Origin of the sequence: Rufibacter sp. XAAS-G3-1 (assembly GCF_013623775.1) — a bacterium.
Classification (GTDB): domain Bacteria; phylum Bacteroidota; class Bacteroidia; order Cytophagales; family Hymenobacteraceae; genus Nibribacter.
Genome location: NZ_JABFAM010000019.1, coordinates 41,554 through 64,005 on the forward strand (window position 1 = coordinate 41,554; position 22,452 = coordinate 64,005).

Sequence of the window (22,452 nt, forward strand, 5' to 3'; positions counted from 1 at the left end):
GATGGCGGAGCGCCAGAACCCACCCTGCCCAGGCTCCTCTTGCAGGGAAACTTTTGCTGATGTCGCTGTTCGGGAGTTTCACTCCCGAACCTGCCTGCTGCGAAGTGAAACTTCGCCGGGCGTCACGGGCAAAAGAAGGGGAGTGGAACTCCCCGACCGAGTGCTTCCGGAGTGGAACTCCGAAAGAGCGGGATGGAAGAACAGGGATGGTGTTTTGGGCCTGTTTTGCGGAAAACGAACCTAAAACGCACCAACCCGCTTGACGGGAGAAAGGCGGCTCAAGCTGTCCTTCCCCTGCAAGATGAGCTCCCAAGCCTTTACAGGGTAATACAGGCATTACAACCAATAACTGCTAATTATGCGGCCAAAATTAGCTTGACTTACTTTGCTTATCTTCCTCCTGGGAGGATCTTGGTGGCGAACGGCAATAGCGCTCCATCAAAGCTATTCTAGTTCGCCCACAAGATCCTTCCAGGAGGACAAAGAGTATAACGCAATGCCGTCTCCGTACTTAGAAGGACGTAAACACAAGTTGGTATCACCGCTACCACCTCCTTCTATTACCTTGCTGTTCGGGAGTTCTACTCCCGAACCTGTCTGCTGCGGAGTTCCACTCCGCCGGGAACCACGGGCAGGTGTTGCAGAAGAAGGGGAGTAGAACTCCCCGGCAGGTTGGCTTCCAGAGTGGAACTCCGGAAGAGCGGGACTATCTCCCTTGCTACTTTTACTGCTGCCATTACTTACTTTCCCAGTTCCAGTCTCCCCCGAGCGCGCCTCGCTTTTGGCCCTGGACAGGCACCAGCTAAGCGAGACAGACTTCTCAGGCCGAAAGGGCAGTGCGAGAGGGGAAGACGGGGCCCCGCGGCCGTGAGCGCTTACCGCCAAAGATGAAACAACACAGCACGTGCACCCACGCAACAAACAGACAAACCAAGGGAACAGCATATTCCGTGCACCCACCAATCCTACGCAGAAGCGGACATGCCAAGGGAACAGCAAACTGCATGCACAAACTAATCCCTCTCCAAGAAGCCACTTCCAGACAGAAGCCAATGCGCAGAAAGGAACCAAGAGAGGCATAACACCGCCTCTGCGTAAATTTATAACAGCCTACCCATTGCGCCATCAGTGGCGTGCTGGCTTATCATATCTTGTATACCTCGTATAATTTGGGCAGCGTGAAGGTGACTTCGGTGCCCTGGTTGAGTTGGGAGTGTACTGAAATGGAGCCTTTGTGCAGCTGGATGATTTTTTCTGCCAAGGGCAAGCCTATGCCGTGCCCGGAAATATCCCGCACGCTCTCGGCCCGGAAGAAAGGGACGAACACTTTGCGGACGTCCTCCGGGGCCATGCCAATGCCCCGGTCGCTCACGCGGAGCAACAGAGAGTTGGGTTGCACATCAATGGAAGCGGTAATGGTGGGGTTGTTGCCCGAGAACTTGGCGGCGTTCTCTAGCACATTGACAGTGGCAATGAGCAAGAGGGCTTCGTTCCCCTTGATCATGAGTTCGTCTTCGTCTTCGGGCATGTTCACGTACTCCACTTCCACTTTCATGTGCGGCTGGCGTTTGCGGGCTTCAGCGCAAGCCTGCCAGATCAGTTCATCCAGGCGCAGGTCTGTCATCTGGACTTTGGTGGTGTCTGAACTGGCCTGCACCATCTGCAGCAGTCCGTTGGAGAGTTGGGCCAGCAGTTGGGCGTCTTCCAGAATAGACTGCAGCACCCGTTCGTACTCCTCGGGCTGGCGCTTTTTCATGAGGGCCACCTGTATTTCCCCAATCATGGCCGTAAGGGGGGTACGCAGCTCGTGGGAGGCGTTGGACACGAAGGTTTTCTGCACCTCAAACGCCCGCTCCAACCGGTTCAGCAGGTTGTTGAAGGTTTGGGCCAGTTGGCTTACTTCATCTTCCCCATCGGCCTGGCTCAAGCGGTGGTGCAGGTCTGAGGGGTTGATCTTCTCTACTTCAGAAACCACCTGCAGAAAGGGCTTTAAGGCGGCCCGGGAGAAAATAATCCCACTAATGATAACCGTGACCAGGGCCATCACGAAGCCGGTAATGAGCAACGTGCGCAGGTGCTGGAGTTTGTTCAGGTTGTATAAGTCAATGGAAGACGCCAGCACAAAAAAGGTCTGGCCGCGGTGCAGGTACCGAATGCCCACCATTTGCCGGTCGCCTTGCTCCATGCGTATCTCGCCCACCTGGGTTAGCTGCCGCAGAAGATGCGGGGGCACTTGCACGTTTTCTTCCCCTTCCTGAAAAATAAGGCGCTGGTTCTGGTCAAACACCTTCACTACTTCGCGGGGCAGCATCTGGAAATACAGCCGCTGGTCTAGGACATGCTGTTGCTGGCTGACGGTGTCTGCGTCTAATACGTAATGCGCGGTGGCGTACGCCCGGTTAAGGATTCGGCCGTAGTAATCATTGCTGCGGTAGAGGGAGCTGAAGTAATAGACCGAGACGCAGAAAAAGAGCAGAATACCCATGAAGATACCCGTAAACTGCAGCGTGAGTTTGGTTTTGATTTTCATTTCTCCTCCATCTCCTTCAACACATAGCCCATGCCCACCAGCGTATGAATCAGCTTGGGCGAAAAATCTTTGTCTATCTTCTTCCGCAGGAAATTGATGTACACGTCTATGACGTTGCTACCGGTGTCAAACGACGTTTCCCAGACCTGCTCAATGATGTCTACCCGGGAAACCACGCGTTCTTTGTTGCGCAGCAGGTACTGCAGCAGGGCAAATTCGCGGGCGGTGAGCGAAACAGGCGTGCCGTTGCGGAACACGGTTTTCTTCTGCACGTCCAGTTCCAGATCGGCAATCTTCAGGACTTCGGTGCCCACGCTTTCCTGCGACCGGCGCGTCAAGGCCCTGATGCGGGCTAACAGCTCCTGAAACTCGAAGGGCTTTACCAGGTAATCGTCGGCCCCGGAGTCAAGCCCCAGTATTTTATCATCGGTGCTGCCCAGGGCGGTGAGCATGAGAATGGGCACGGTGAGGTTCTGCTGCCGGATGAGTTTGCACACCTCCACCCCATTCATGCGCGGCAGAATGACATCCAGAATGACCAGCACGTAGTCATTCTCCATAGCCAGTTTAGCGCCGTAGAACCCGTCATACGCCTGTTCCACCTCATACATCTGCTCCTCCAGACCCTTCTTGATGAAAGCACTTACTTTCGGTTCGTCTTCAATCAGCAGAATTTTCATGGGGCTAAGATAGAAAGTTGCGGGGGAACAAACACAGGTAGATTTTACGCAGCGAGTTTTGGCGTGGTCTCTGCCAGGAAACCAGCATCTGCGGCGGCGTTCTGATTCCCTTGTAAAGTGCTTCTTCAAAAATAGAGATTCCGCTCAGATCTGAATGGGCACACACAATGTTTCCTTCCATAGCCATAGCAGCATCCTTTCTTTCCCAGGCCCAGCTAAAGCCCGGCGTGAATTTTGATTGCTTCTTTTCTGACGGAAGGATGCGCTTTCTCCAGTTCCTGCAACACCAATTCGGCCCGGTCTTCGTGTTTTTTGGAGAAAATCGCCCCACGGGCCGTCTGAGATGTTTCTGCGATGGGATTTGACTGATGTGACGCAGTTTACTGATGGTTCCCGGCGAGTCTGGAGACTCGCTTCATCCTTTGTCACGAGACGGTAGTCTCGCGCCAGTGTTTTCTAACCGGCTGCTTCCGCCATGCCGCCTGCTCCAAAGACCTCGTCGCGTCTTTAGACCTGCGAGCGTCTGTGCCCTTGGACAGCCAATCAGGAGATTGGCTGTCCAAGGGCACAGACGCTCGCGCTCTATGCACAACAAGGCGCCAGTTTACTCTAAACCAGTGAGGTCTTGAAAACCTCACTGTTTCTTCGTTTTGGGTCTGTTTTCAGAAAACAGCCCTAGAACCCGTTTAGTGAAGAAGCAATAGCAAGCTTGGTTAAACAACATCTGCTCATTAGTCGCCACTCCTACAGCCCTTTTACCTCAGTTCGCTTTGAAAATATATTTTTCGGAAACCTCTTGCAGATATCACCAGTACCAGTAACTTTGAAACTCAAAGTACTTTACAAAAACTAGAACTGAATATGAATCCACACATAGAATATCTGGAAGACCTGAAAGAGATCAGGAGCATTATGGATAGGTCTTCCCGCTTCATTTCATTGAGTGGTTTGTCTGGCGTGTTTGCGGGCGGGTTTGCGTTGGCGGGCGCAGGCGTGGTGAAGTGGTATCTGGGCAGTCACCACATTGTGTCGCGCACGTTGTACCAAGCCAGTCCTAATCTGGAGACCATGCTTTTTCTGGGCACCACGGCCGTGGTGGTTTTAGCGTTGGCGCTGCTATCAGGCATTTATTTCACTGCTCGTAAAGCCCGGAAGGCCAACCAGAAAGTGTGGGACAGCCAGGCAAAGCGGTTGCTGCTCAATCTGGCTATTCCGCTGGCGGCGGGCGGTATTTTCTGCGGAGTTCTGCTGTACCACCACCTCTTTTATCTGATTGCCCCGTCCATGCTCCTATTTTATGGCTTGGCACTTCTGAACGCCAGTAAATACACTCTGCGCGACATTTACTACCTGGGCCTTTGTGAGGTTGGGTTGGGGTTAGGGGCCTGCTTCTTTATTGGGTACGCCCTGCTTTCCTGGAGCATCGGGTTTGGGGTTTTGCACATTCTGTACGGCGCCATCATGTATTTCAAATATGAGCGGGAGGCATAGACGGAACCGTGAAGAATTACCTGGAATACATCAACAAAGCTTTTGAGAGCAAAGCGCGGTTGGGCATTATGTCGGTGCTGATGGTTCAGGAGCGCGCTGATTTCTCTTCGCTCAAAGAAGCGCTGCACCTCACCGACGGCAACCTGGCCAGCCACCTGCGGGCACTGGAAGAAGCCGCCTACCTGAAGGCAGAAAAACAGTTTATCGGCCGAAAGCCGAACACCGCCTACTCCGCTACCAATGCCGGTAAAGTAGATTTCAAGCAGCATCTGGATGCCCTGGAGCAACTCATTTTAAGCAATAGACCAATCTTTAACCCAAAAAATTTTGACTATGAACTTTGAATTACAAAGTACTTTAGAAACGCCTGTTTCTGAGGCTAAAACGCAAAAAACAGCCCAGAAACCGCTCCTCCTGGTGGGCTTGGCTTGCATTGTGGTCTCTTTTGGTATTTTCCTGTTGCAGGAAGCAAACCTGGTCAAGAAGGTAGACGGCACGGAAAGCCTTTTCATGTTAAACTTCCTAATGGCGGGCGGGTATTTGATAGCCCTCCGGGTTCAAAGGCTTTTCCGCTTTAACTCTCCGCTGCAACAATTGGACTACCTGATGCTTTTCCTAGTGGCGGGCCTTATCAGTTGTTTTTCCCTGAACCGTGAAATCCCCCTCTTCCTTCCTTCGGTAGATTGGTTCAGTGGCTGGCTTTTGGCGGTGTCTTTGGGCATGGTAGGGTACGCCTTCAGGTTCCTGCTGCCCCGGGCCCTCTATTTGGTAATGGTGTTCTTGCTGGGCACCGGCACCGTGCTGTTCAGTTATTTCGCGCTTTATTTGGCTCCTTATTACCACGTGGGGTTGCTGGGTACCATTGTGCTGGGACTGGGGCTGCATATGTTTGTGCCCTTCTGGTCGGCCATAAGCCTGACGGTGGCCGCACTGCGGATGGCCAGGGAGGATATTGCCCTTAAAAAGACCTTCCTGATGGGGATTCTGGTGCCCATCTTGTTCGCGCTGGTGTACCTAAGCCTTTGGCAGGCAGGCCATGACAAGATCAACCGCATCCTAAATTCCTACCAGGTGCAAGACCAACAGGAGTTGCCCCGGTGGGTAGCCCTGAGTCAGCAGATTCCGCACACGCCTATCTTTGAGCGGCTGGTGCAGACAGATTTGCTTTACCAGACGGCGGCCGAATCTTCTGAAATGTTCAATTTCCCTTCCCGCTCTTTTGAGGAATTGCAACGCCATGATCCGTTGGTAGTACTGGCCACCCGTTTCTTCGGAAAACCGCAGCTTACCACTCAAGAGCGCATCAAAATCATGGAAAGCCGGTTTGACGCCCGTCACCTGGCGCAGGAGCGGCTCTGGTCAGGCGATCATCTTTCTACCAGCAACGTGATCACGCAGGCCCAGCTCTTTCCGCGGCACCGTTTCAGTTACACAGAGAAAATCCTGACGGTCTATAACAACCAACCAAGTTCCTGGGCCCAGGAAGAGGCTATTTACACGTTTCATTTACCCCAGGGAAGTGTGGTCACCTCCCTCTCTTTGTGGATTAACGGCAAAGAAGAAAAAGGCCGCCTCACCACCCAAAGCAAAGCCGACAGTGCCTATACCACCATTGTGGGCGTAGAAGTCAGAGACCCCTCGGTGGTGCATTGGCAAGAGGGAAATACCGTGAGCGTGCGGGTATTCCCCTGCACGCCGCAGGAAAGGCGCCAGTTTAAGATAGGCGTCACGTCGCCCCTCCGCTTAGACGCCGGACAGCTGGTGTATGAGAACATCTACTTTGACGGCCCTTCGGCAAAAAACGCCCCAGAAACCACCATCATTAGGGTAGAGGAGTCAACGTCTGCATTGCCCCTGCCCCGGGAGTTCAACCAAACCTCGCCGGGCCGGTATGAACGCTACGGAAACTATGAACCCGACTGGAGTTTTAAGATAGCCGCCGCCCCGCTTAGTACTAGCCGTTTCACCTTTGCCGGACAATCTTACCAGATGCAGCCCTACGCGCCACCGCTTACCTCCTTTAGCCCCACCCGCATTTACCTGGACTTGAACAAAGCCTGGTCTGAGGAGGAGTTTATGCAAGTCTGGAACGCTGCTAAAAATGCCAAGGTGTACGCCTACGCCGCTGGTACCATGACCAAATTGACGGACGAGAACCATGCCGCCGTCTTCCGGCAGTTACGGGAACTCAACTTCTCCTTGTTTCCCCTGCATTTGGTCAAAGAACCCGAATTAGCCCTAATCATCAGCAAAAGCACCGGAAACTCCCCTCACCTGAGCGACCTGCAAGACAGCCGTTTTGCCCTTAATTTTGCAAAAACAGCCCCAAAACGGGAGCCAATCCGCTTCTTTCATCTCGGCACCACGCCATCGCCTTACGTGAAGACCATAAAGGAATTACGTTTGCTGCAGTATGACCAGGGCTCCGCCGAAGAACTGGTGCGTTTATTGGCCGAAAAACAATTTGTGGCGGCAAACCAAGACCAGAACTCGGTGATTCTGGGAGAGGCCGGGGTACAGATCACACGTTCCCATTCGGCTGAGACGACCTACGGTGCACCAGACCACCTTATGCGGCTATTCGCTTACAACCACCTGTTGCAGCAGATTGGGCCAGCCTATTTCCAGCAAAACTACCTGGAGCAACACCTGATAGCGGAAGCCGCCCAAGCCAACGTGGTGAGCCCGCTTTCCAGTCTAGTGGTGCTGGAAACCAAAGCCGATTATGAACGCTTCGGGATTGAGGAAAGCAAGAACAGCCTGGGCAATGCCAGCGTGAAATCATCGGGGGCCGTGCCAGAGCCGCATGAGTGGGCCCTTATTTTCCTGGTCATTCTGGTAGTTTCCTTTTCGGTGTTAAAACCCCGTATGTTGTCATGAGAACTCCTGCCCTTCGGCTTTTAGTCCTCTCCCGCCGCCCGGCACTACCCCTGGCGGTGGTGCTGGGGTTGGGCTATGCATTGGTGGCGATCTTCTTTCTGCGGCAGTACCTGCTTTGGAACCCGCAGTGGCTTCTGGGTCTGGCCTTGCTCCCGTTCCTCGCCTTACCCGCTGCGCCTAAAAAGATGTCCTGGGTTTTGTTAATGGGCGCAGCCCTTCTGCTGCTGCTGGCGGGCTTCTTCCAGATTACCACCGTGTACTTTCTAGGTTTCCTGCTCGTGCTCTGGTTTTTCCTGCAAACCATCCTGCACAGAGGGGGCGGGTACGCGCTTTTGATGTTGCTGGTGGCTTCCCCTATCTTCAGTTACCTGGCCGATGTGGGGAGTTTTCCCCTTCGGTTACAACTAACCGAAGCCGCGGCCACCCTTCTCCGTTTCAGCGGCACTTCGGCGGAGGCGGCGGGCAATATCCTTCTCCTGAACGGCGAGGAATTTTCGGTTGACCCTGCCTGCGCCGGGCTGCACATGCTTTCGTTCTCTTTCATGATGGCCATCTTTCTGCTGGCCCACCAACACAAAACGCAACAAAAACCCTGGCCTTTCTGGCTCCTGGCCTTTCTTCTGTTGGGCATGCTGGGCCTTAACCTGCTGGCAAACCTCCTCCGCATTCTGGTGCTGGTCTTACTCCGGATTGGGCCAGACGCTTTCATGCACGATGCCGTGGGCCTGCTTTGCCTGGTTCTTTACGCCATTGTCCCTTTCTTTTTCCTGGTAAAATACGCGAGCAGAAAAATCCAACTTTCTACACCGGCATTTTATAAAACTAAGAAAGCACCGTTTTCCAGAGGAATTCTGCTGGTACACGCGGGGCTGCTTCTATGCCTGGCAGGGGTAGGTTACCAGGTACAGTCTCACAAGAAAGTGCCCCCATCTTCAGCGGCGCCATTGCAGGTACCGGGGTTTGAGAAGACCATTGTGCTGGATGGCGTGCACAAATTCACCAACGGAGATGCCTTGATTTACATGAAACCCGTCCGCGGATTTTATTCCTTTGAACACCACCCGTTGATCTGCTGGGAAGGCAGCGGCTATCTTTTCAGGCACGTCACGCAACAGGAAATAGCCGGAAAACAGATTTACACCGGTACGCTGGAAAAGGGCAATGACCGGTTACACACCGCCTGGTGGATGGACAACGGCCAGCACCAAACCATAGAGCAATCTGATTGGCGCTGGCGCATGGCAACCGGAGAACCGGCGTTTCACTTGGTCAATGTCACGGCTGCCACCAAAGCGGCCCTTCTTTCTCAAGCAACCCAACTGCTTCACGCTACAACCCAGAAGGGAAACCAGGCTCAGAATTGAACCTAACCAAAAGTAAACCCCCGTTTTAGGGCTGTTTTCTGGATAACAGCCCTAAAACGGGGTTCCAACAATTCCCTCCAGAAGATGACTACAGTTCAGGAACAGCCCCGGCCAGTTCGGCATTGCGGTAATTGGCCGCGCTCCCCTGGCCTATAAAGTAAATCAGGATGCCCAAAACGGTACAGGAGGTCATCACCACAACCATGGGCAGGGCCGTGCCGTTGTGCAGCAGGCTGACCGCTCCAGATACCAGGGCACCAATGCCCATTCTGAAACTTCCGGCCAGCGCCGAGGCACTTCCCGCGAACTTAGAGAACGGAGCCAGAGACAAGGCCGAGGCATTGGGGGCCGTAAGCCCCTGGCCCAGCAGGAACAGGAACAGCACTATGATCAAGCCCACCAAGCCGTACCAACCGGCATACACTCCTATCACCATCAACGCCCCAATGAGCGTCTGGTACACCAAGCCCAGCCTGATGATCTGGTCACTTCTAAGTTTGCGGAGCAGTAGGTGATTGAATTGCGGAGAACCAACCATGGCCACCGACAGCACGGCAAAAATCCAGCCGTACTCCTGCTCGCTTACCTTATAGATTTTCATGAACACTTCTGGCGAGCCCGAGATGTACGCAAACGGCGCCGCCGATGCAATTCCGCCTACCAATGTGTACACCAGAAACTGAGGGTTGCGCATGACTGCATAGAAATTCCCCAGCACCGCCTTCGGTTTCAGAGACATCCCCGGGTCTGCCTGTTTCCCTTCGGGAAGGAAAAAAAAGATCGCAATCAGCATCACCAACGTAATACCAGCCAGTACCAGGAAAACCGCGTGCCACCCAAAAGCGGCCGTTATATAGCCGCCCACCGTGGGGGCGATCATGGGCGAAACGGCAATCACCAGAATCAACCAGGAGAACACCTTGGCCGTCTCGCTCACCGGAAACAAATCCCTGACCAGCGCCTGCGCCGCCACCATTCCCGCACAGCCGCCAATGGCCTGCAGAAACCGCATGGCAATGAGCATATCTGGTGAATCTGCGAAGGCACAGCCAATGGATGCCGCAATGTAAATGCCCAACCCGGCATACAGAGGGTATTTCCGCCCGAAACGATCCAGCAACGGCCCGTACAGCAACTGCCCCGCAGAAATCCCGATCAGGTAAGCGGTCAGGGAAAGCTGCACTTTGGAGATGGTGGTGTTCAGGTCTTCGGCAATGGCCGGAAAGCCCGGCAAATACATGTCAATGGAAAAGGGGCTGATGGTGGAGAGGGAACCCAGAATCAGGATAATCAAAAAATACTGCTTACGCGTCATAACTCAATAAAAAAGGAGGCAAAGGTACGATGCGCGAGGCTCTGAATTTCAGAAAAGCCCACCGCCGCCGGTATCCTCCGCGAAACCAGAATTTCTCTACGCGATTCCAGTAGACCAGGACGCCTGATTTTGCCCTGTTTTCAGAAAAACAAGGCAAAATCAGGCAGTTACCACCCCGCCTTTCAGGCAATCCTCCTTAGTCTAATCTTGCAGGGAAAAAACAGTAACCATTCTAATGAAAGAAAAGGCGCTTTCTACCCTTCCCGCTCTTTCGGATTTATTAATCCCGAACAGCAACGTTAATACAAGTTTTCCTACAAGATGAGCTCCTTAGTGAGGAGGGGAGTTTTTGTTTGCCAACGCAATGTCGCCTGCTCAAAAGACCTCGAAGTGTCTGGAAGACCTGCGAGTGTCTGTGCCGGTGGCTTTGAAGTGCGTGAAATCTGCTGGTGTAAACATCCCCCTTCGCCCCCTTCAAAGGGAGAGCATCTGCTATTGTGACCAAAGGCTTTTCTGATGTTAACTAGGCCGCGGAAGTAAATCCGCGCCATAGTTGTTTTTGCGCTAGCAGCGGAGATAGTATGGAGATAACCCAACACGTAGGAACGAATCAGAGACTCGCGCCAGCAAAATGGGAGGCTCTTTCTTGTAGAGCAGGAATCAGGGATGTTTTTCTTATATGTGGAAGGAAATACCCGCTGCTATAGAAGGGAACGCAAGGTATTGCGTCTCTACAAAAGACCTCACAGGTTTCCAAAACCGGTGAGGCCTCCCACGCATATCCGTTCCCAACCTTTCGCTTGAGCGCCTTGAGATCTGCGGTGTTGGGGGCAGCCCGGCCTCTGAGGCTTTTAGCCAAAGGAAGCGGGGGCTCGCACGGTGCGCGCTTATCGGGAAAGATGAACCTGAAACAACGTGAAATACCGTCACTCCAAGGCACTCGTCAACTGCCTGCACATTCAACATCAAAACAAAAAAAGAGCGCCAGAAACAACTTCTGACGCTCTTCACCCATAAAAATCAAGAATGCTTATTTCCCATTCTGATACATGAGGTGGTAGTACTCATCAGCCATACGTTCTGAACTGAAATACCCTACCACCTCATTCATGCTCTGCTTCATGATGCTTACCCATTTCTTGCGGTCAACGTAGTACGCCGGAATGATTTCGTTCTCCAGGATATCCATCATGTTGTTGTAGTCTATCTGGTCTTGCTCTTCGTTGGGGAGCGCAGTGTCCACAATGGGGAACAGGAAGCTGTTCTCGCCGTGGCGTCCAAACTCGGGGAGCCAGCCGTCCTGCACCGAGAAGTTGATGGCGCCGTTCATGGCGGCCGTCATACCGCTGGTACCAGAGGCTTCGCGCGGACGGCGCGGCGTGTTCAGCCAGATGTCGGCGCCGTCTTTCAGCTTGCGGGAGAGACTGAGCTCATAGCCAGTGAGGATGGCCACGTTCTTGTGCTTGTGCGAGACTTCCACGAGCCGGTTGAAAACCCCAATGGCCCCATGGTCATACGGATACGGTTTTCCGGCCCAGATGACCTGTACGGGTTGGCCTTCGCGGTTAATGAGTTCAAAGAAACGGTGCAGGTCGTGGAGCAGCAGGTCGGCGCGTTTGTAGGCGGCAAACCGGCGGGCCCAGACAATGGTCAGGACATCGTTCTTGAAAATCTTTCCGGTCTGGTCGGCCACTATGTCAAAGAGGGGCTTCTTCATCTCGGCCTTCAGTTGCACCAGGCGCTCATCTTCGTTCGCATCCAGCGCGGCACGCAGGTCAGGGTTCTGCCAGTAGTTGACGTTCTGGGCGTTGGTGATGGACTTTATTTCACAGATGCCTTCGTTGCCTTCCCACATGTCGCGCGATACCTCGCCGTGTAGTTGGGACACCCCGTTGGCCATTTTAGACAAGCGCAGGGCGGTTAAGGTGTAGTCCAGGTGCGAACCGTGGGCCCCGGAAATTTCCCGGGCTTCCTCTATAGACAAGCCCCCAAAAAAGGACATCTTATTGAGCAGTTCCACCTCATTTTCCTCGTTTCCGGCTTTTTCGGGCGTGTGGGTGGTGAAGGCCATCCGTTTTTTCACTTCCTGCACGTCGCGGTACTTCTCAAACAAATGGAAAACCAGCGGCAGGGCGTGGGCTTCGTTCATGTGATAGGTGGCCACGCCGCCTAAGGCTTCTATCACCTTGGCGCCGCCCACTCCCAGAATGATGCTCTGCGCAATGCGGGTGGGCAATTCCTGGTCATACAGGCGGTGGGTGATTGTCCGGCTGATGTAGTCATTTTCGGCGATGTCGGTGGTGAGGAAGTACATGGGCACCGTCCTGAAGGTTTCGGCGGGCAGCACCAGCACCTTCACCCACACCGGGTTGTTGTGGATGGTCACCTGGAATTTGATGCCGGGGTCTTCCAGAAAGGTATAGTATTTCTTCAGGAACTGTACACCCATTTTCTGGTCGTCTTGCCGAACCTGGTCATAGTACCCGTACTTCCAGAGAATGCCAATGCCGATCATGTTCTGCCGCAGTTCATAGGCGCTGCGCATGTGGGAACCGGCCAAATACCCAAGTCCGCCCGAATAGGTTTTCAGGGCCTGGTCAATCCCAAACTCCATGCTAAAGTAAGCCACGCGCTCACTGTACTTCTCATTAATGGCATACGGATGATACCATTTGCTGTAATTTCCCATAAGTTATTGGCCGCGCCAACCTAAAATATAATTGGATAGATCTGTCCCTTCAAAGCTTCCCTTGCTTCATTAGTTGGGCGAAGCCCCATTTACGCAAGATGAATGCGTATTAATACTAGGCATATTCTACCTCAGAAGCAAATCTTCCACAATATCTTTTCAAATGAGGCGTTCTAATCCTCTATTTCCTTTCTAAACCGATACTCATTCTTGCTTTAAACCCATTCCAACTTCAGCGCAAACGTAGCATATCCCCCTGTGCTTTTACTTGCCCCAGTCTGTTTTAGGGTTGTTTTAAGGCTGTTTTCCAGAAAAGGCGCCAAATCCACCAAGCCACCCTATTATCCATAAGGGAAAAGGGAAGTGAGGTTTGCGCTGTTGTTCGGGATTTATCAATCTGAAAGAGCAGGTTGATGGTAGTTTTGGGAAAGAAGCCGATAAAAGATTGCTGGTGATAAGTACGGAGGCAGGATTACGTTATCTTATTTGTCCTGCTGGAAAGATCTCGTGGGCGAACTAGGATAGCTTTGATGGAGCGCAATTGCCGTTCGCCTCCAAGATCCTTCCAGCAGGAAGACAAGAAAAGTAAGTCAAACTATTTTTATTAGCCTACTTAACACGTACAAAGGGCACGGGAAAATCCATACCGCATGAATGCTTCCCTTTCTTTTGCAGTTCCCAAAAGCCTTTTAGGCTTCTGGTAAAAGAGCTTGATTACGAGGGAGGAGGATGCGGGAGAAACACACCTGGAGAAAGGCGTAGCACAACGGCTTCTTTACAACGCTGCCTCCGTTTGAGGGCTGTTTTTGCCAAAACAGCCCTCAAACGGAGGCAGCGAAGGGTATGCTGAAGCGAATATGGCCGGGTAGCCGAAACGCCCATAAGCGATAGAACAGGAATACCCCTGCCATTGACGCAGTTGGCGTTTGGCAAGCCCCCTTTTATCTCGCTCCCGTTTATGGGCCGAAATGTGAAAATATCTGGTGAAACAGAGTGGGCCTACCGGCCGAAATCGTCCTGCACGCGCACGATATCGTCTTCGTTGGACGGATTGGAGGCATCTGTGTGTTGCCAGATTTCGGCAAGCACGCCCCACTCCTCTAAGCCAACCAGACGGTGACGTTCAGACTGCTTCAAGGTAATCAACGCTCCGGGCTCCAGTCTCTGCAGTTCGCCTTCTTCATCTGAGGGGCTGGTGACCACGCCTACTTTGCCTTTCACCACTTTCCAGATTTCGGCGCGGCGGTGATGGTACTGCCAGGAGAGGCGTTTGTCTGGGGCCACCACCAGAATCTTTGGGCTTAACTTCCCCGATATCCGGAGATCATCCACTGACATTCCGTCAAAATATGTATCGGCGAACTGCTGGGCCTGGTTTTCATCAATCACAAAGAAGCCGCCCCAGGGTCTGGTTTGGTCTTGGCTGGCAATGGAGAATCCTTTAGAGGTCAGTTCTTGCTCTATTTCTTGAAAAAGGGCTTGTTTCTGGGTGTCAGTAGTGGGCATAATGGTTTCAATGAATGATGTTGAGGGGCTAATTTAGCAGGGCAAGCGTAATTAACCGCATAAAATGTTTAGAACTCGTGCCGTCTCGCTAACCAAATTCCTCTGCGCCTTCACGAAAGGCAATGTGTTTTTGGATTTCCTTTTTTGATGCTGAAGTACAAATATGTAGCACACTATAAACTAGTTATAGCTGCCTTGGCAAACCTGTAATTTAACAGCACCCCTAAAAGCAAGCTTCTAAAATTATCAAAATAGTCATATTGCAAGAAACACAAACCTTTACCAAACATCTTATGATACTACAATTACAAACATCACACGCACCAAGACCAGCCAGGCGAATTTCGCCTTTTACCGCTTTACGCATCACTAAAAAGACCCTTTCTTTCCTACCCACTCCCCTTAAGGCATTAAAGCCGGGCCAAACATATACAATTACATTATTTGAATAATCAAATTTTTATATAAAATCAATCTATTACATTTGTAAATAAAATCAAATTTATAAAATATTGTATATATGAAGAACTATTACCCTTCACAAGCCATAAACAACCCTGAGTTCTTAGAGGAGGATTTTTCAGCAAAACTCATGACGATACTACAGTCTGAGGTATATGAGCGCGGAGAAGCCATTGAGGATGTTTTATCAGTGGCTACTACCTATAAAGAGGTACTTGGCCAAAGCCCTGAGTTGAAGGAATCAAAAAACGCAGATCAAATCTTTTGGCACCTGGACTCCCTTATACAGGAGGCGCTGAACATGATGCATAATCCTAAAAATGACTTATTTCTCTATTTAAGAGCTTTATTCGCTTTCAAAAACAGCATACAAAGTAATTTCGAATTCCAGAATATACCAGTTGCCTGACTGCCAAGCCTGATATGACAGGATTGGATGGCACCCTGGGTAAGCCCATCCAATCATGTCATATCAGGATGCCAATGTTTACTGAAGGCTTTTGTCTCAGGCAGACATGCTTGGCCTTACAGATGGTCATATTGGCAAGGAGGCCAGATGGCCGGGCATAGGAGAAGTCAATGGCCATTGCCCAGAAGAAGGAGTCAAGTACGCGCAAGCTCAAAACCGTTACTTTCAACATTTTACCTGTTGATAGTGTCCCGTCTCTACTGTGACAGGCCCAACCCCTTCAGGGGTATGCCTTCAGTGGCGGAATCACCCATGTCTCCAACGGCACAGGTTCTGCCAACCTTTTCTGCCGCCTGCGTATCTATTATGCAGACCAAACTGCAATCATTCTTCTCACTAAACACACGCTAGCCAAATGGGAATTACATTAGAACAGGCCGAAAAGGCGATCAGGGCAGCCGTCGCCGAAGCGCAGGAACTGGACCTGAAGATGAACATAGCCGTGGTGGACGCCGGGGCTAACCTGACGGCCTTCGCCCGCATGGACGGTGCCTGGCTGGGCTCGGTTGACATTGCCATCCGCAAGGCCCGCACGGCTCGGTTCTTTGACATGCCCACCGGCGATTTGGGGCAAGCCTCACAGCCGGGCGGCTCCCTCTACAACATAGAGCACTCCAACGGCGGACTGATCACCTTCCCGGGCGGCATCCCCCTCAAAGACGGCAACGGTGAGGTCATCGGTGCCATCGGAGTATCGGGCAGCACGGTGGAGAATGACCATAGGGTGGCCGAGGCAGGCTTGAAGGCCATCAGCTAGCGCGCGGGAGTTCCTGCAACGTAGGCTTCCCCTCCCCTGTCGCGCATCTTGTAGGGAAAAGCAGTTCTGAGTAGCAGGACAAATTAGACTATCAATTTTGTTTTCCTGAAAGGATCTTGTGGCCAAACCGGAAAAGCTGTAAATGAACGCCCCTGCCGTTCGCCCATAAGATCCTTTCAGGATGACAGGAGAGGAGGATTTCTGTCCAGTTACTTACAACGAACCTGTTTAGAGTTTTTCATTAACCGGCATTTAAAGCAATTAATTCCTCTTGCGTGCGCATCTGCTTGTGTCCGTTTTAAGGCTATTTTTATGAAAACAGGCATAAAACAAGAGGTTTATTGGCACACTGCCGCAAGCATCTGCTTGTCCTTCCGTTTTGAGGCTATTTTTTTGAAAACAGGCATAAAACTCTAAACGGCATCAAGGTAAGCCAACGCATTTTTTATCCTTGCGGCTTTACCGATGCCGAAGCACTGGGTTGGGAATTTCCGAATCCCTGCATCTACTTATTGGTCGATGGGGAAAGTATTTGTAAACCTAGAATGGTGCTGTTCAGGATTTTGCAACCCTGAACAGCACCATTCACAACAGCTTTCCTGCAAGTTTACCTCCAGAAGGTAAATTCTTCCTTTTGCGCCCTATCCCATTTCAACTCCAAGGCGAGCCTATCATTTATTCATGAAAAGGGTTTCTGAGCGCGGGCACGCAATTAAAGCAGAAGCTACGCCACTTCAAACGCCCACACTTTATACCGCTCCTCGGCCTGCTCCATCACCTCATTCAGAATCGCCTGCAGGCCTGCTTTCACTTTAAAGCGGAGTACCTTTTTTACGGCTAGTTGCAACTGGGCTTTGGTGTCGTCTTTTTTGTACCAGTCTGGTTGGGAGGCGCTTTTCTTGACTTCGGCCAGTATCTTTTTCACCAACTCTTTGATGAGGTCAACCTCCTGCACGGCGTTGGGGTGGTTGGCCAATATCTGGTAGAAGGCTTCCTCTTCTTCGGTGAGGCCCAGTCTCTGGCGGATCTTGTCTTCTTCCTGCATCTGCTTGGCCACGGCGCGCAGTTTTTCCATGGCCACCAGGCTGTCAAAGAAGTGGGCGTGGTAATCAGAGATGATCTTTTCTACTTCTTCTTTGAGCTTGCGATACTTGATCAGGTTCTTGGTGGAGCGGAGCTTGATCTCATTGTTCATGATCTGGCGCAGGAGTTCCAGCTTGAGCTCGTTGCCGGTCTTCTGTTCTTTGGCGGTAGCCAGGAAGGCATCAGTGATGATGGAGATGTCAAAGCGTTCAATGCCGGCCATCTGGAACACGTCTACCACGTCTTCGCTTTCAATGCTACGGTGGATGAGGTCTTTGATTTTGTTAGCCGACTGCCGGGTGTTCTGCTGCGGATTTTTGGCTTTGCGTAGGGCCGCGCCTACGTACTGCAGGCACACAATATCAGCGCCTAGTTCATGAATACGCTCGTGGCTTTTCACAATGGGAGCCAGGCTGCTGAGTTTCTTCTCATTCAGCAAGAACGTCTTGCACAGCTCATCACCTGCCACTAGCGTGTTGGTGGCAAAACCCACCAGTTTCAGCCGTTCTGTTTTGGGGAAGCTGGAGAAGTACGGAATAGCGGCGTGCAACGACGAAAACGTCCGCTGCCCTTCTTTCTCTTGCAACGCATTTCGTCCCTCTATGCTGTTCGGGAGCTATGCTGTTCGGGAGTTCCATTCCCGAACTTGGCTGCCGGGGAGTTCTACTCCCCACGGGAACCACGGGCACATGTAGGGGAGTGGAACTCCCCGGCAATATGCTTCCGGAGTGGAACTCCGGAAGAGCCAGGTCTGAAGGATTCTTAGCAGATGCCCCTGCAACATGGGCGGCAGATGTCACCCCCTGCCCCCTTCAAAGGGGGACGGAATGCGTGAAATGGTGACGGGGCCGCCGGGCAAAGCTTCACGCAGTTGCTGAATCAGCTCCTTGGTCAATTCAAACGCTTCTTCAATGTCAAACGCCACGGCACCGGAACCTCCGGCACCGGTGTATTTCTTGGTGGCATCACGCAGGCGGTCACCAATGCCGATGTAGTCCACGATGAGGCCGCTGGGTTTGTCACGGAAGACGGTGGCCACGCGGTTCACGGCCTGGATGAGGTTGTGGCCGGTCATCACCTTGTCTACGTAGAGCGTGTGCAGGGCGGGGTTGTCAAAGCCGGTGAGCCACATGTCCCGCACAATGACCAGTTGCAGGGTATCATCTGGGTCTTTGAAGCGGGTCTTTATGCCTTCCATGGCCTCTTTGGTGCGCACGTGCGGGAACTATATCGTTTTTGTCTCGGCCGTGCGCCTGTAGAAATTTAAGGCTCTGCACAAACATGCCGCCGCTGCCGCAGGCTAAATCCATGATGCGGCCCTTGAGCGGCTCCAGCATCTCTACCAGCAAGCGCACCACGCTGCCCGGCGTGAAGAACTGCCCCGCACCGGAGCCCTCGGCCATCGCGAACTTGCCGATGTAGTATTCATACACGCGGCCGTAGATGTCGCTCTCGGGGTTGTTAATCTCAGAGAACTTGTCTTTGGAGAATAGGTTAATGAGCCCCGCCACCTGCGTAGGCGAGAGCTGGCTCTTCACGAAGATTGGCTCTAGCACGCCTTTGTAGTCGGGGTTGCGCTTGGCCAGCAGCTCGTCAATCAGCACGAAGGCTTGGTTTACCTTCACCTTGATGTCGTCCTGCTCGGCGTTCTGGACTAGGTAGTTCCAGGTGGCATGTTGGGGCAGGCGGTAGGCGTTCTTGACCTGGTACTCCAGCTCGTCTTCCAGCACCTCGCTCTGCTGGTGGGCTTCTAGGCTGTAGTACTCAGATTTCGGCTCCAGAAAAGAAAGCTGGATTCTCCTGCTTGCGCACCCCATAGCGTTCACTCAGGTGCTTCACAAACAGCAGGGAGAGCACGTAGTCTTTGTACTGGTTTTCGGCCACGGCGGCGCGCAGCTCATTGGCTACGTCCCAGAGTTCTTTCTCAAAATCTATATCGCCTTTGGCCGCGGGGGCCGAGGTAATTTTTTTGGCCATGTATAATGGGTGGTGGGGTGGGGTAGAATGGAAAGCCTAAGATATTGAAATTTCAGGCAGCCCGAAGAGGAAAGACCTGGAAGCTGCAAAATAATGATGCCCCTCCTCCTACCCCCTTACGCTTGTCTCAACCCTTGGCTCATCTGCAGAATATATCAGCAGACAACGCCCTCCTTAGAGATTTATCAGAGCATGTTTAAATTTCATTTTTGCGCTACAAACGGCCATAAAAAGAACCTGCGTTCGCCTTTTTCTCGCCCCTTAGCGCTGCTACGCGGCTCAAAAAACGTTTCCGCAGAACCTTTCTCTGGCCATTTCCGCCGGCAAAAATGAAATTTAAACAAGCTCTCAAATGACTTTTGTAGCCAAACAGCTTCTGCAAACAAAAAACCCACTTACAAGTTTTACCTCGTAAGTGGCTGATTATCAAGTGGGCTCACTTGGAATCGAACCAAGCACCTACTGATTATGAGTCATTTTTTGATTGTTTATTCATTTTTGCCTTTATTAGCAAAAACCCCTTAAACGGGCTTATTTAAGGCTTTTTAATAAATAAATACTCCTATAGCTTAGCTTTACTTCTAACATTTGCGTTCATTTGTTTCTCAAATTGTTTCTCAAATTTGTAAACACATGAACGCAACAGCCACCATTGTATTGGATACTCGCAGAGAAAAAGCGGACGGTAGATTTCCTATAAAGATAAGGATTACCTACAATCGAAGGTCTAAATACTACTCTGCAATCGTGGATAATGAGCTAGTTGCTCTCTCACCTGATGAATGGGAGAAAGTGGTAGGGCCTAAACCCCGTTCACCATATAAAGAAATTGGGCAAGCACTGAAAGCACTAGAACATAAGGCTGGAGGTGTCATCAAAGAAATCCCCCTCTTCTCTTTTGCCGAATTTGAGAAACGCTTCAAATCAAACCGGAACAAGAACGATGTCTATAGCTCCTTTGAGGATTACATCAAATCTTTGCAAGAAGAAGGTCGCATAACGACAGCATTAAGCTACGGAAATGCCCTTAGCTCTTTATCTAAATTCAGGAAGCCGCTGCTCTTTGATGATGTAACGCCTGAATTCCTACATAAATACGAGAAGTGGATGCTGGGCAACAACAAGTCCCTAACCACGATTGGCTTTTATCTAAGAAGTCTAAGAACTATTATCAATGAAGCCAAAGAAGCAGGCATTGTGAAACCAGAACAGTATCCGTTCGGAACCAGGCGATACACCATACCAAAAGGAAGAAATGTTAAGAAGGCGCTTAACTTGAGCCAGATTGAGAAAATCTATTACCATCCTGTTGAGGAGGGAACGATGGAAGAGAAAGCCAGGGATCTTTGGTTCTTTAGCTACCTGTGCAATGGAATGAATATAAAAGACATCTGTTTATTGAAGGGTAAAAACATCTCCAACGGTAAAATTTCTTTCTACAGGGCAAAAACCAAACGAACAACCAGAATTGACCCTAAGCCTATTGAATTCATTCTTCCTGCTGAAGCCCAGCAAATCATTGACAAATGGGGGAATAAATACATTGGGTCAGAAAGCTACGTCTACCCCTTTCTTAACGATTGCGAAACACCTACAAGAGAAAGACAGATTATAAATCAACTTACGAAGAACATCAATACATACATGAAGCGGATTGCAACTGAATTAGAACTAGACATCAATCTGACCACCTATGTTGCCCGTCACTCATTCAGCACGGTTCTTAAGAGAAGCGGAGCCTCAAAGGAATACATACAGGAATCCCTGGGTCATCAAGATTCTAAAACAACTGAACATTATCTAGATTCATTTGAAGATGACATCAAGAAACAGTTCTCTGATAGCCTACTTGCATTTAAAAAATAGCAAAATGGAAAATAATATTCTGAAACCAGAAGATGAGATGATGCTTAATGATCTATTCAAGTCCATCAACAAGAAGAAGAACGAATACTTTATTTTTCAAAAGAAAAGGATAGAGGATATTATCCGAATAACTATTAGCTCTTTAGGAGTTGAAGCGGAAATAAAGCTTTTAGAGGAAGAATTAGCTAAAGTGAATAAAAAAGTTTTTGAAGGTCCTGATGCCACTCATGTTATCAATAAGCTTACAAAAACAGAATTCAAGAAGCGTGAATTCTCTACTCAAAGAAGAATAGATCTAGTGAGGGAGCAATATATTGATCCAAAGTGGAAAGAAATCTATATAACAACTCTTGCAGGCAGATACCTATCTCCCCACATGTTTGAATATCTCAATCAGCGGATTAAGGAGTTAAAAAACAAGCCCCAGCATAAAAGCACACAGTATTATGCAGGGCAATCTCCACAGCTGAATTTAGAAAATAAAGGTAAAAAAGTGAGTGCCAGCAAAAACTTTACAGATCCAACCACTTCTATGAAGTGGCTTAAAGATGATAAGGATATCGATGGCTTAAGAAGGGACAAAAGGTTAAACCACCTCCATTACTCACTTGTTAAACATCATTTTATAGAAAAAATCACTTTAAACACCTTTAAAAATCACTTCTCAGGGTTGTTACAAACTAAAATGATAAACTGGACTCAAAGCCAGTATCAACTAATTTACCTGCTTAAAAGCTTACAACCATTTATAGACGCCTCATTTTACAATCAAAAAAATCCCTCTATAACAACGATATCAAAACACTTCCTTGCCAATGGTAAACCACTCAAGACAAAGAGCGTGAGTGTGATGTTACATAATACAGAAGCACAAGAACATAAAAAAAACTTAGCCCCTATAGATTTGATAATCAAAGGAATATACAACTTTTAGTTAACATACTAATTAACTCTATAGTTAATAGTTAATAGTTTTCAAGGTGTCATTTTAGAAAAATTTGGGAAACAAATAACCAATTATTTCTATTATGAACATTATCGTAACAACAGAAACCCATTTGCGTGAATTGATCACGCAGGCCATCAGTACAGAGCTTAGGCTGGCATTAGACTCGTCACGCCAGAAACAGACAGCTACAGACAGCCTATCTGAAATCCTAAATGTGCAGCAGGCAGCTAAGTTGCTAAACTTAGCATCTTCCACTATTTACGGATTGGTAAACAAATCAAAGCTGCCCCACTACAAAAAGGGCGGAAAGCTAAGATTCAAGCGTTCACAGCTCCTGGAATGGATTGACTCAGGGGAAAAGAAGACACAAAGTCAAATTGAGAAGGAAGTAAGAATACATACCCGTAGGCCTTCTAAATTCTAATTCCCTTTCA

Annotated in this window: 19 protein-coding genes; 9 read left to right on the forward strand and 10 right to left on the reverse strand. The window is 50.3% G+C overall.

Features of this window, described 5'->3' with window-relative positions:
* Nucleotides 1-581: 581 nt before the first annotated feature.
* From HHO50_RS18135 to HHO50_RS18145, 3 genes are all read right to left on the reverse strand, one after another.
* Nucleotides 582-737 (reverse strand): hypothetical protein, encoded by a 156-nt coding sequence (locus HHO50_RS18135; protein ID WP_181308134.1) that lies wholly within the window; start codon nt 735-737, stop codon nt 582-584.
* Between the two features lie 407 nt (nt 738-1,144).
* Nucleotides 1,145-2,530 carry a HAMP domain-containing sensor histidine kinase gene (locus tag HHO50_RS18140; protein ID WP_181308136.1) on the reverse strand — a complete coding sequence of 462 codons (1,386 nt, stop codon included), beginning with the start codon at nt 2,528-2,530 and terminating at the stop codon, nt 1,145-1,147.
* On the reverse strand, nt 2,527-3,210 hold the full coding sequence (locus HHO50_RS18145) for a response regulator transcription factor (RefSeq protein WP_181308137.1): 684 nt from the start codon (nt 3,208-3,210) through the stop codon (nt 2,527-2,529). Before HHO50_RS18145 ends, HHO50_RS18140 begins: the two co-directional genes overlap by 4 nt.
* 861 nt (nt 3,211-4,071) lie before the next feature.
* Here HHO50_RS18145 and HHO50_RS18150 point away from each other — a divergent pair.
* The 4 genes from HHO50_RS18150 to xrtN are packed head-to-tail and all read left to right on the forward strand — an operon-like array spanning nt 4,072 to nt 8,945.
* The gene (locus tag HHO50_RS18150) at nt 4,072-4,701 is read left to right on the forward strand and encodes a hypothetical protein (protein WP_181308138.1); all 630 of its coding nucleotides are present in this window, start codon (nt 4,072-4,074) and stop codon (nt 4,699-4,701) included.
* Nucleotides 4,702-4,709: 8 nt separating this feature from the next.
* Entirely contained in the window at nt 4,710-5,045 is a 336-nt protein-coding gene (locus HHO50_RS18155; RefSeq protein WP_181308140.1) for a transcriptional regulator, read from the forward strand.
* Nucleotides 5,035-7,581, forward strand: coding sequence for an XrtN system VIT domain-containing protein (locus HHO50_RS18160; RefSeq protein ID WP_181308142.1), 2,547 nt, complete (start codon nt 5,035-5,037; stop codon nt 7,579-7,581). Before HHO50_RS18155 ends, HHO50_RS18160 begins: the two co-directional genes overlap by 11 nt.
* Nucleotides 7,578-8,945, forward strand: coding sequence for an exosortase N (gene xrtN, locus HHO50_RS18165; protein WP_181308144.1), 1,368 nt, complete (start codon nt 7,578-7,580; stop codon nt 8,943-8,945). The genes HHO50_RS18160 and xrtN overlap by 4 nt, the downstream gene beginning before the upstream one ends.
* A gap of 88 nt (nt 8,946-9,033) precedes the next feature.
* On the opposite strand, the gene HHO50_RS18170 is transcribed toward xrtN, so the two are convergent.
* The 3 genes from HHO50_RS18170 to HHO50_RS18180 all read right to left on the reverse strand — a co-directional run bounded on the left by HHO50_RS18170 (nt 9,034) and on the right by HHO50_RS18180 (nt 14,455).
* Nucleotides 9,034-10,260 carry a Bcr/CflA family multidrug efflux MFS transporter gene (locus tag HHO50_RS18170; protein WP_181308146.1) on the reverse strand — a complete coding sequence of 409 codons (1,227 nt, stop codon included), beginning with the start codon at nt 10,258-10,260 and terminating at the stop codon, nt 9,034-9,036.
* A 1,030-nt stretch (nt 10,261-11,290) separates the two neighbouring features.
* Nucleotides 11,291-12,949 carry an alpha-glucan family phosphorylase gene (glgP, locus tag HHO50_RS18175; protein ID WP_181308148.1) on the reverse strand — a complete coding sequence of 553 codons (1,659 nt, stop codon included), beginning with the start codon at nt 12,947-12,949 and terminating at the stop codon, nt 11,291-11,293.
* A gap of 999 nt (nt 12,950-13,948) precedes the next feature.
* Nucleotides 13,949-14,455 carry a phosphoheptose isomerase gene (locus HHO50_RS18180; RefSeq protein ID WP_181308150.1) on the reverse strand — a complete coding sequence of 169 codons (507 nt, stop codon included), beginning with the start codon at nt 14,453-14,455 and terminating at the stop codon, nt 13,949-13,951.
* A 520-nt stretch (nt 14,456-14,975) separates the two neighbouring features.
* On the opposite strand from HHO50_RS18180, the gene HHO50_RS18185 reads away from it, so the two are divergent.
* Together HHO50_RS18185 and HHO50_RS18190 are read left to right on the forward strand one after the other, a co-directional pair.
* Entirely contained in the window at nt 14,976-15,326 is a 351-nt protein-coding gene (locus tag HHO50_RS18185) for a hypothetical protein (protein ID WP_181308152.1), read from the forward strand.
* Nucleotides 15,327-15,741: 415 nt separating this feature from the next.
* Nucleotides 15,742-16,143, forward strand: coding sequence for a heme-binding protein (locus HHO50_RS18190; RefSeq protein WP_181308154.1), 402 nt, complete (start codon nt 15,742-15,744; stop codon nt 16,141-16,143).
* A 724-nt stretch (nt 16,144-16,867) separates the two neighbouring features.
* Here the strand turns inward: HHO50_RS18190 and HHO50_RS18195 are convergent.
* The 4 genes from HHO50_RS18195 to HHO50_RS21390 all read right to left on the reverse strand — a co-directional run bounded on the left by HHO50_RS18195 (nt 16,868) and on the right by HHO50_RS21390 (nt 19,203).
* A complete protein-coding gene (locus HHO50_RS18195; protein WP_219921580.1) occupies nt 16,868-17,812 on the reverse strand; it encodes a type I restriction enzyme endonuclease domain-containing protein in 945 nt (314 codons plus the stop codon).
* A 210-nt stretch (nt 17,813-18,022) separates the two neighbouring features.
* Nucleotides 18,023-18,424, reverse strand: a complete 402-nt coding sequence (locus HHO50_RS18200; RefSeq protein ID WP_255478810.1) for a hypothetical protein — start codon at nt 18,422-18,424, stop codon at nt 18,023-18,025.
* Nucleotides 18,387-19,043, reverse strand: a complete 657-nt coding sequence (locus HHO50_RS18205) for a class I SAM-dependent DNA methyltransferase (RefSeq protein WP_255478811.1) — start codon at nt 19,041-19,043, stop codon at nt 18,387-18,389. The genes HHO50_RS18200 and HHO50_RS18205 overlap by 38 nt, the downstream gene beginning before the upstream one ends.
* Nucleotides 18,991-19,203 (reverse strand): type I restriction-modification system subunit M N-terminal domain-containing protein, encoded by a 213-nt coding sequence (locus HHO50_RS21390; RefSeq protein ID WP_255478812.1) that lies wholly within the window; start codon nt 19,201-19,203, stop codon nt 18,991-18,993. The genes HHO50_RS18205 and HHO50_RS21390 overlap by 53 nt, the downstream gene beginning before the upstream one ends.
* 633 nt (nt 19,204-19,836) lie before the next feature.
* Between HHO50_RS21390 and HHO50_RS18210 the strand changes: the two genes are divergently transcribed.
* The 3 genes from HHO50_RS18210 (at nt 19,837) to HHO50_RS18220 (ending at nt 22,442) form a co-directional block, all read left to right on the forward strand.
* Nucleotides 19,837-21,069 carry a site-specific integrase gene (locus tag HHO50_RS18210; protein WP_181308156.1) on the forward strand — a complete coding sequence of 411 codons (1,233 nt, stop codon included), beginning with the start codon at nt 19,837-19,839 and terminating at the stop codon, nt 21,067-21,069.
* A gap of 4 nt (nt 21,070-21,073) precedes the next feature.
* Nucleotides 21,074-22,003 carry a hypothetical protein gene (locus HHO50_RS18215; protein WP_181308158.1) on the forward strand — a complete coding sequence of 310 codons (930 nt, stop codon included), beginning with the start codon at nt 21,074-21,076 and terminating at the stop codon, nt 22,001-22,003.
* 94 nt (nt 22,004-22,097) lie between these two features.
* Nucleotides 22,098-22,442: a helix-turn-helix domain-containing protein gene (locus tag HHO50_RS18220; protein WP_149098642.1), complete on the forward strand. Its 345-nt coding sequence runs from the start codon at nt 22,098-22,100 to the stop codon at nt 22,440-22,442.
* Nucleotides 22,443-22,452: the final 10 nt, after the last annotated feature.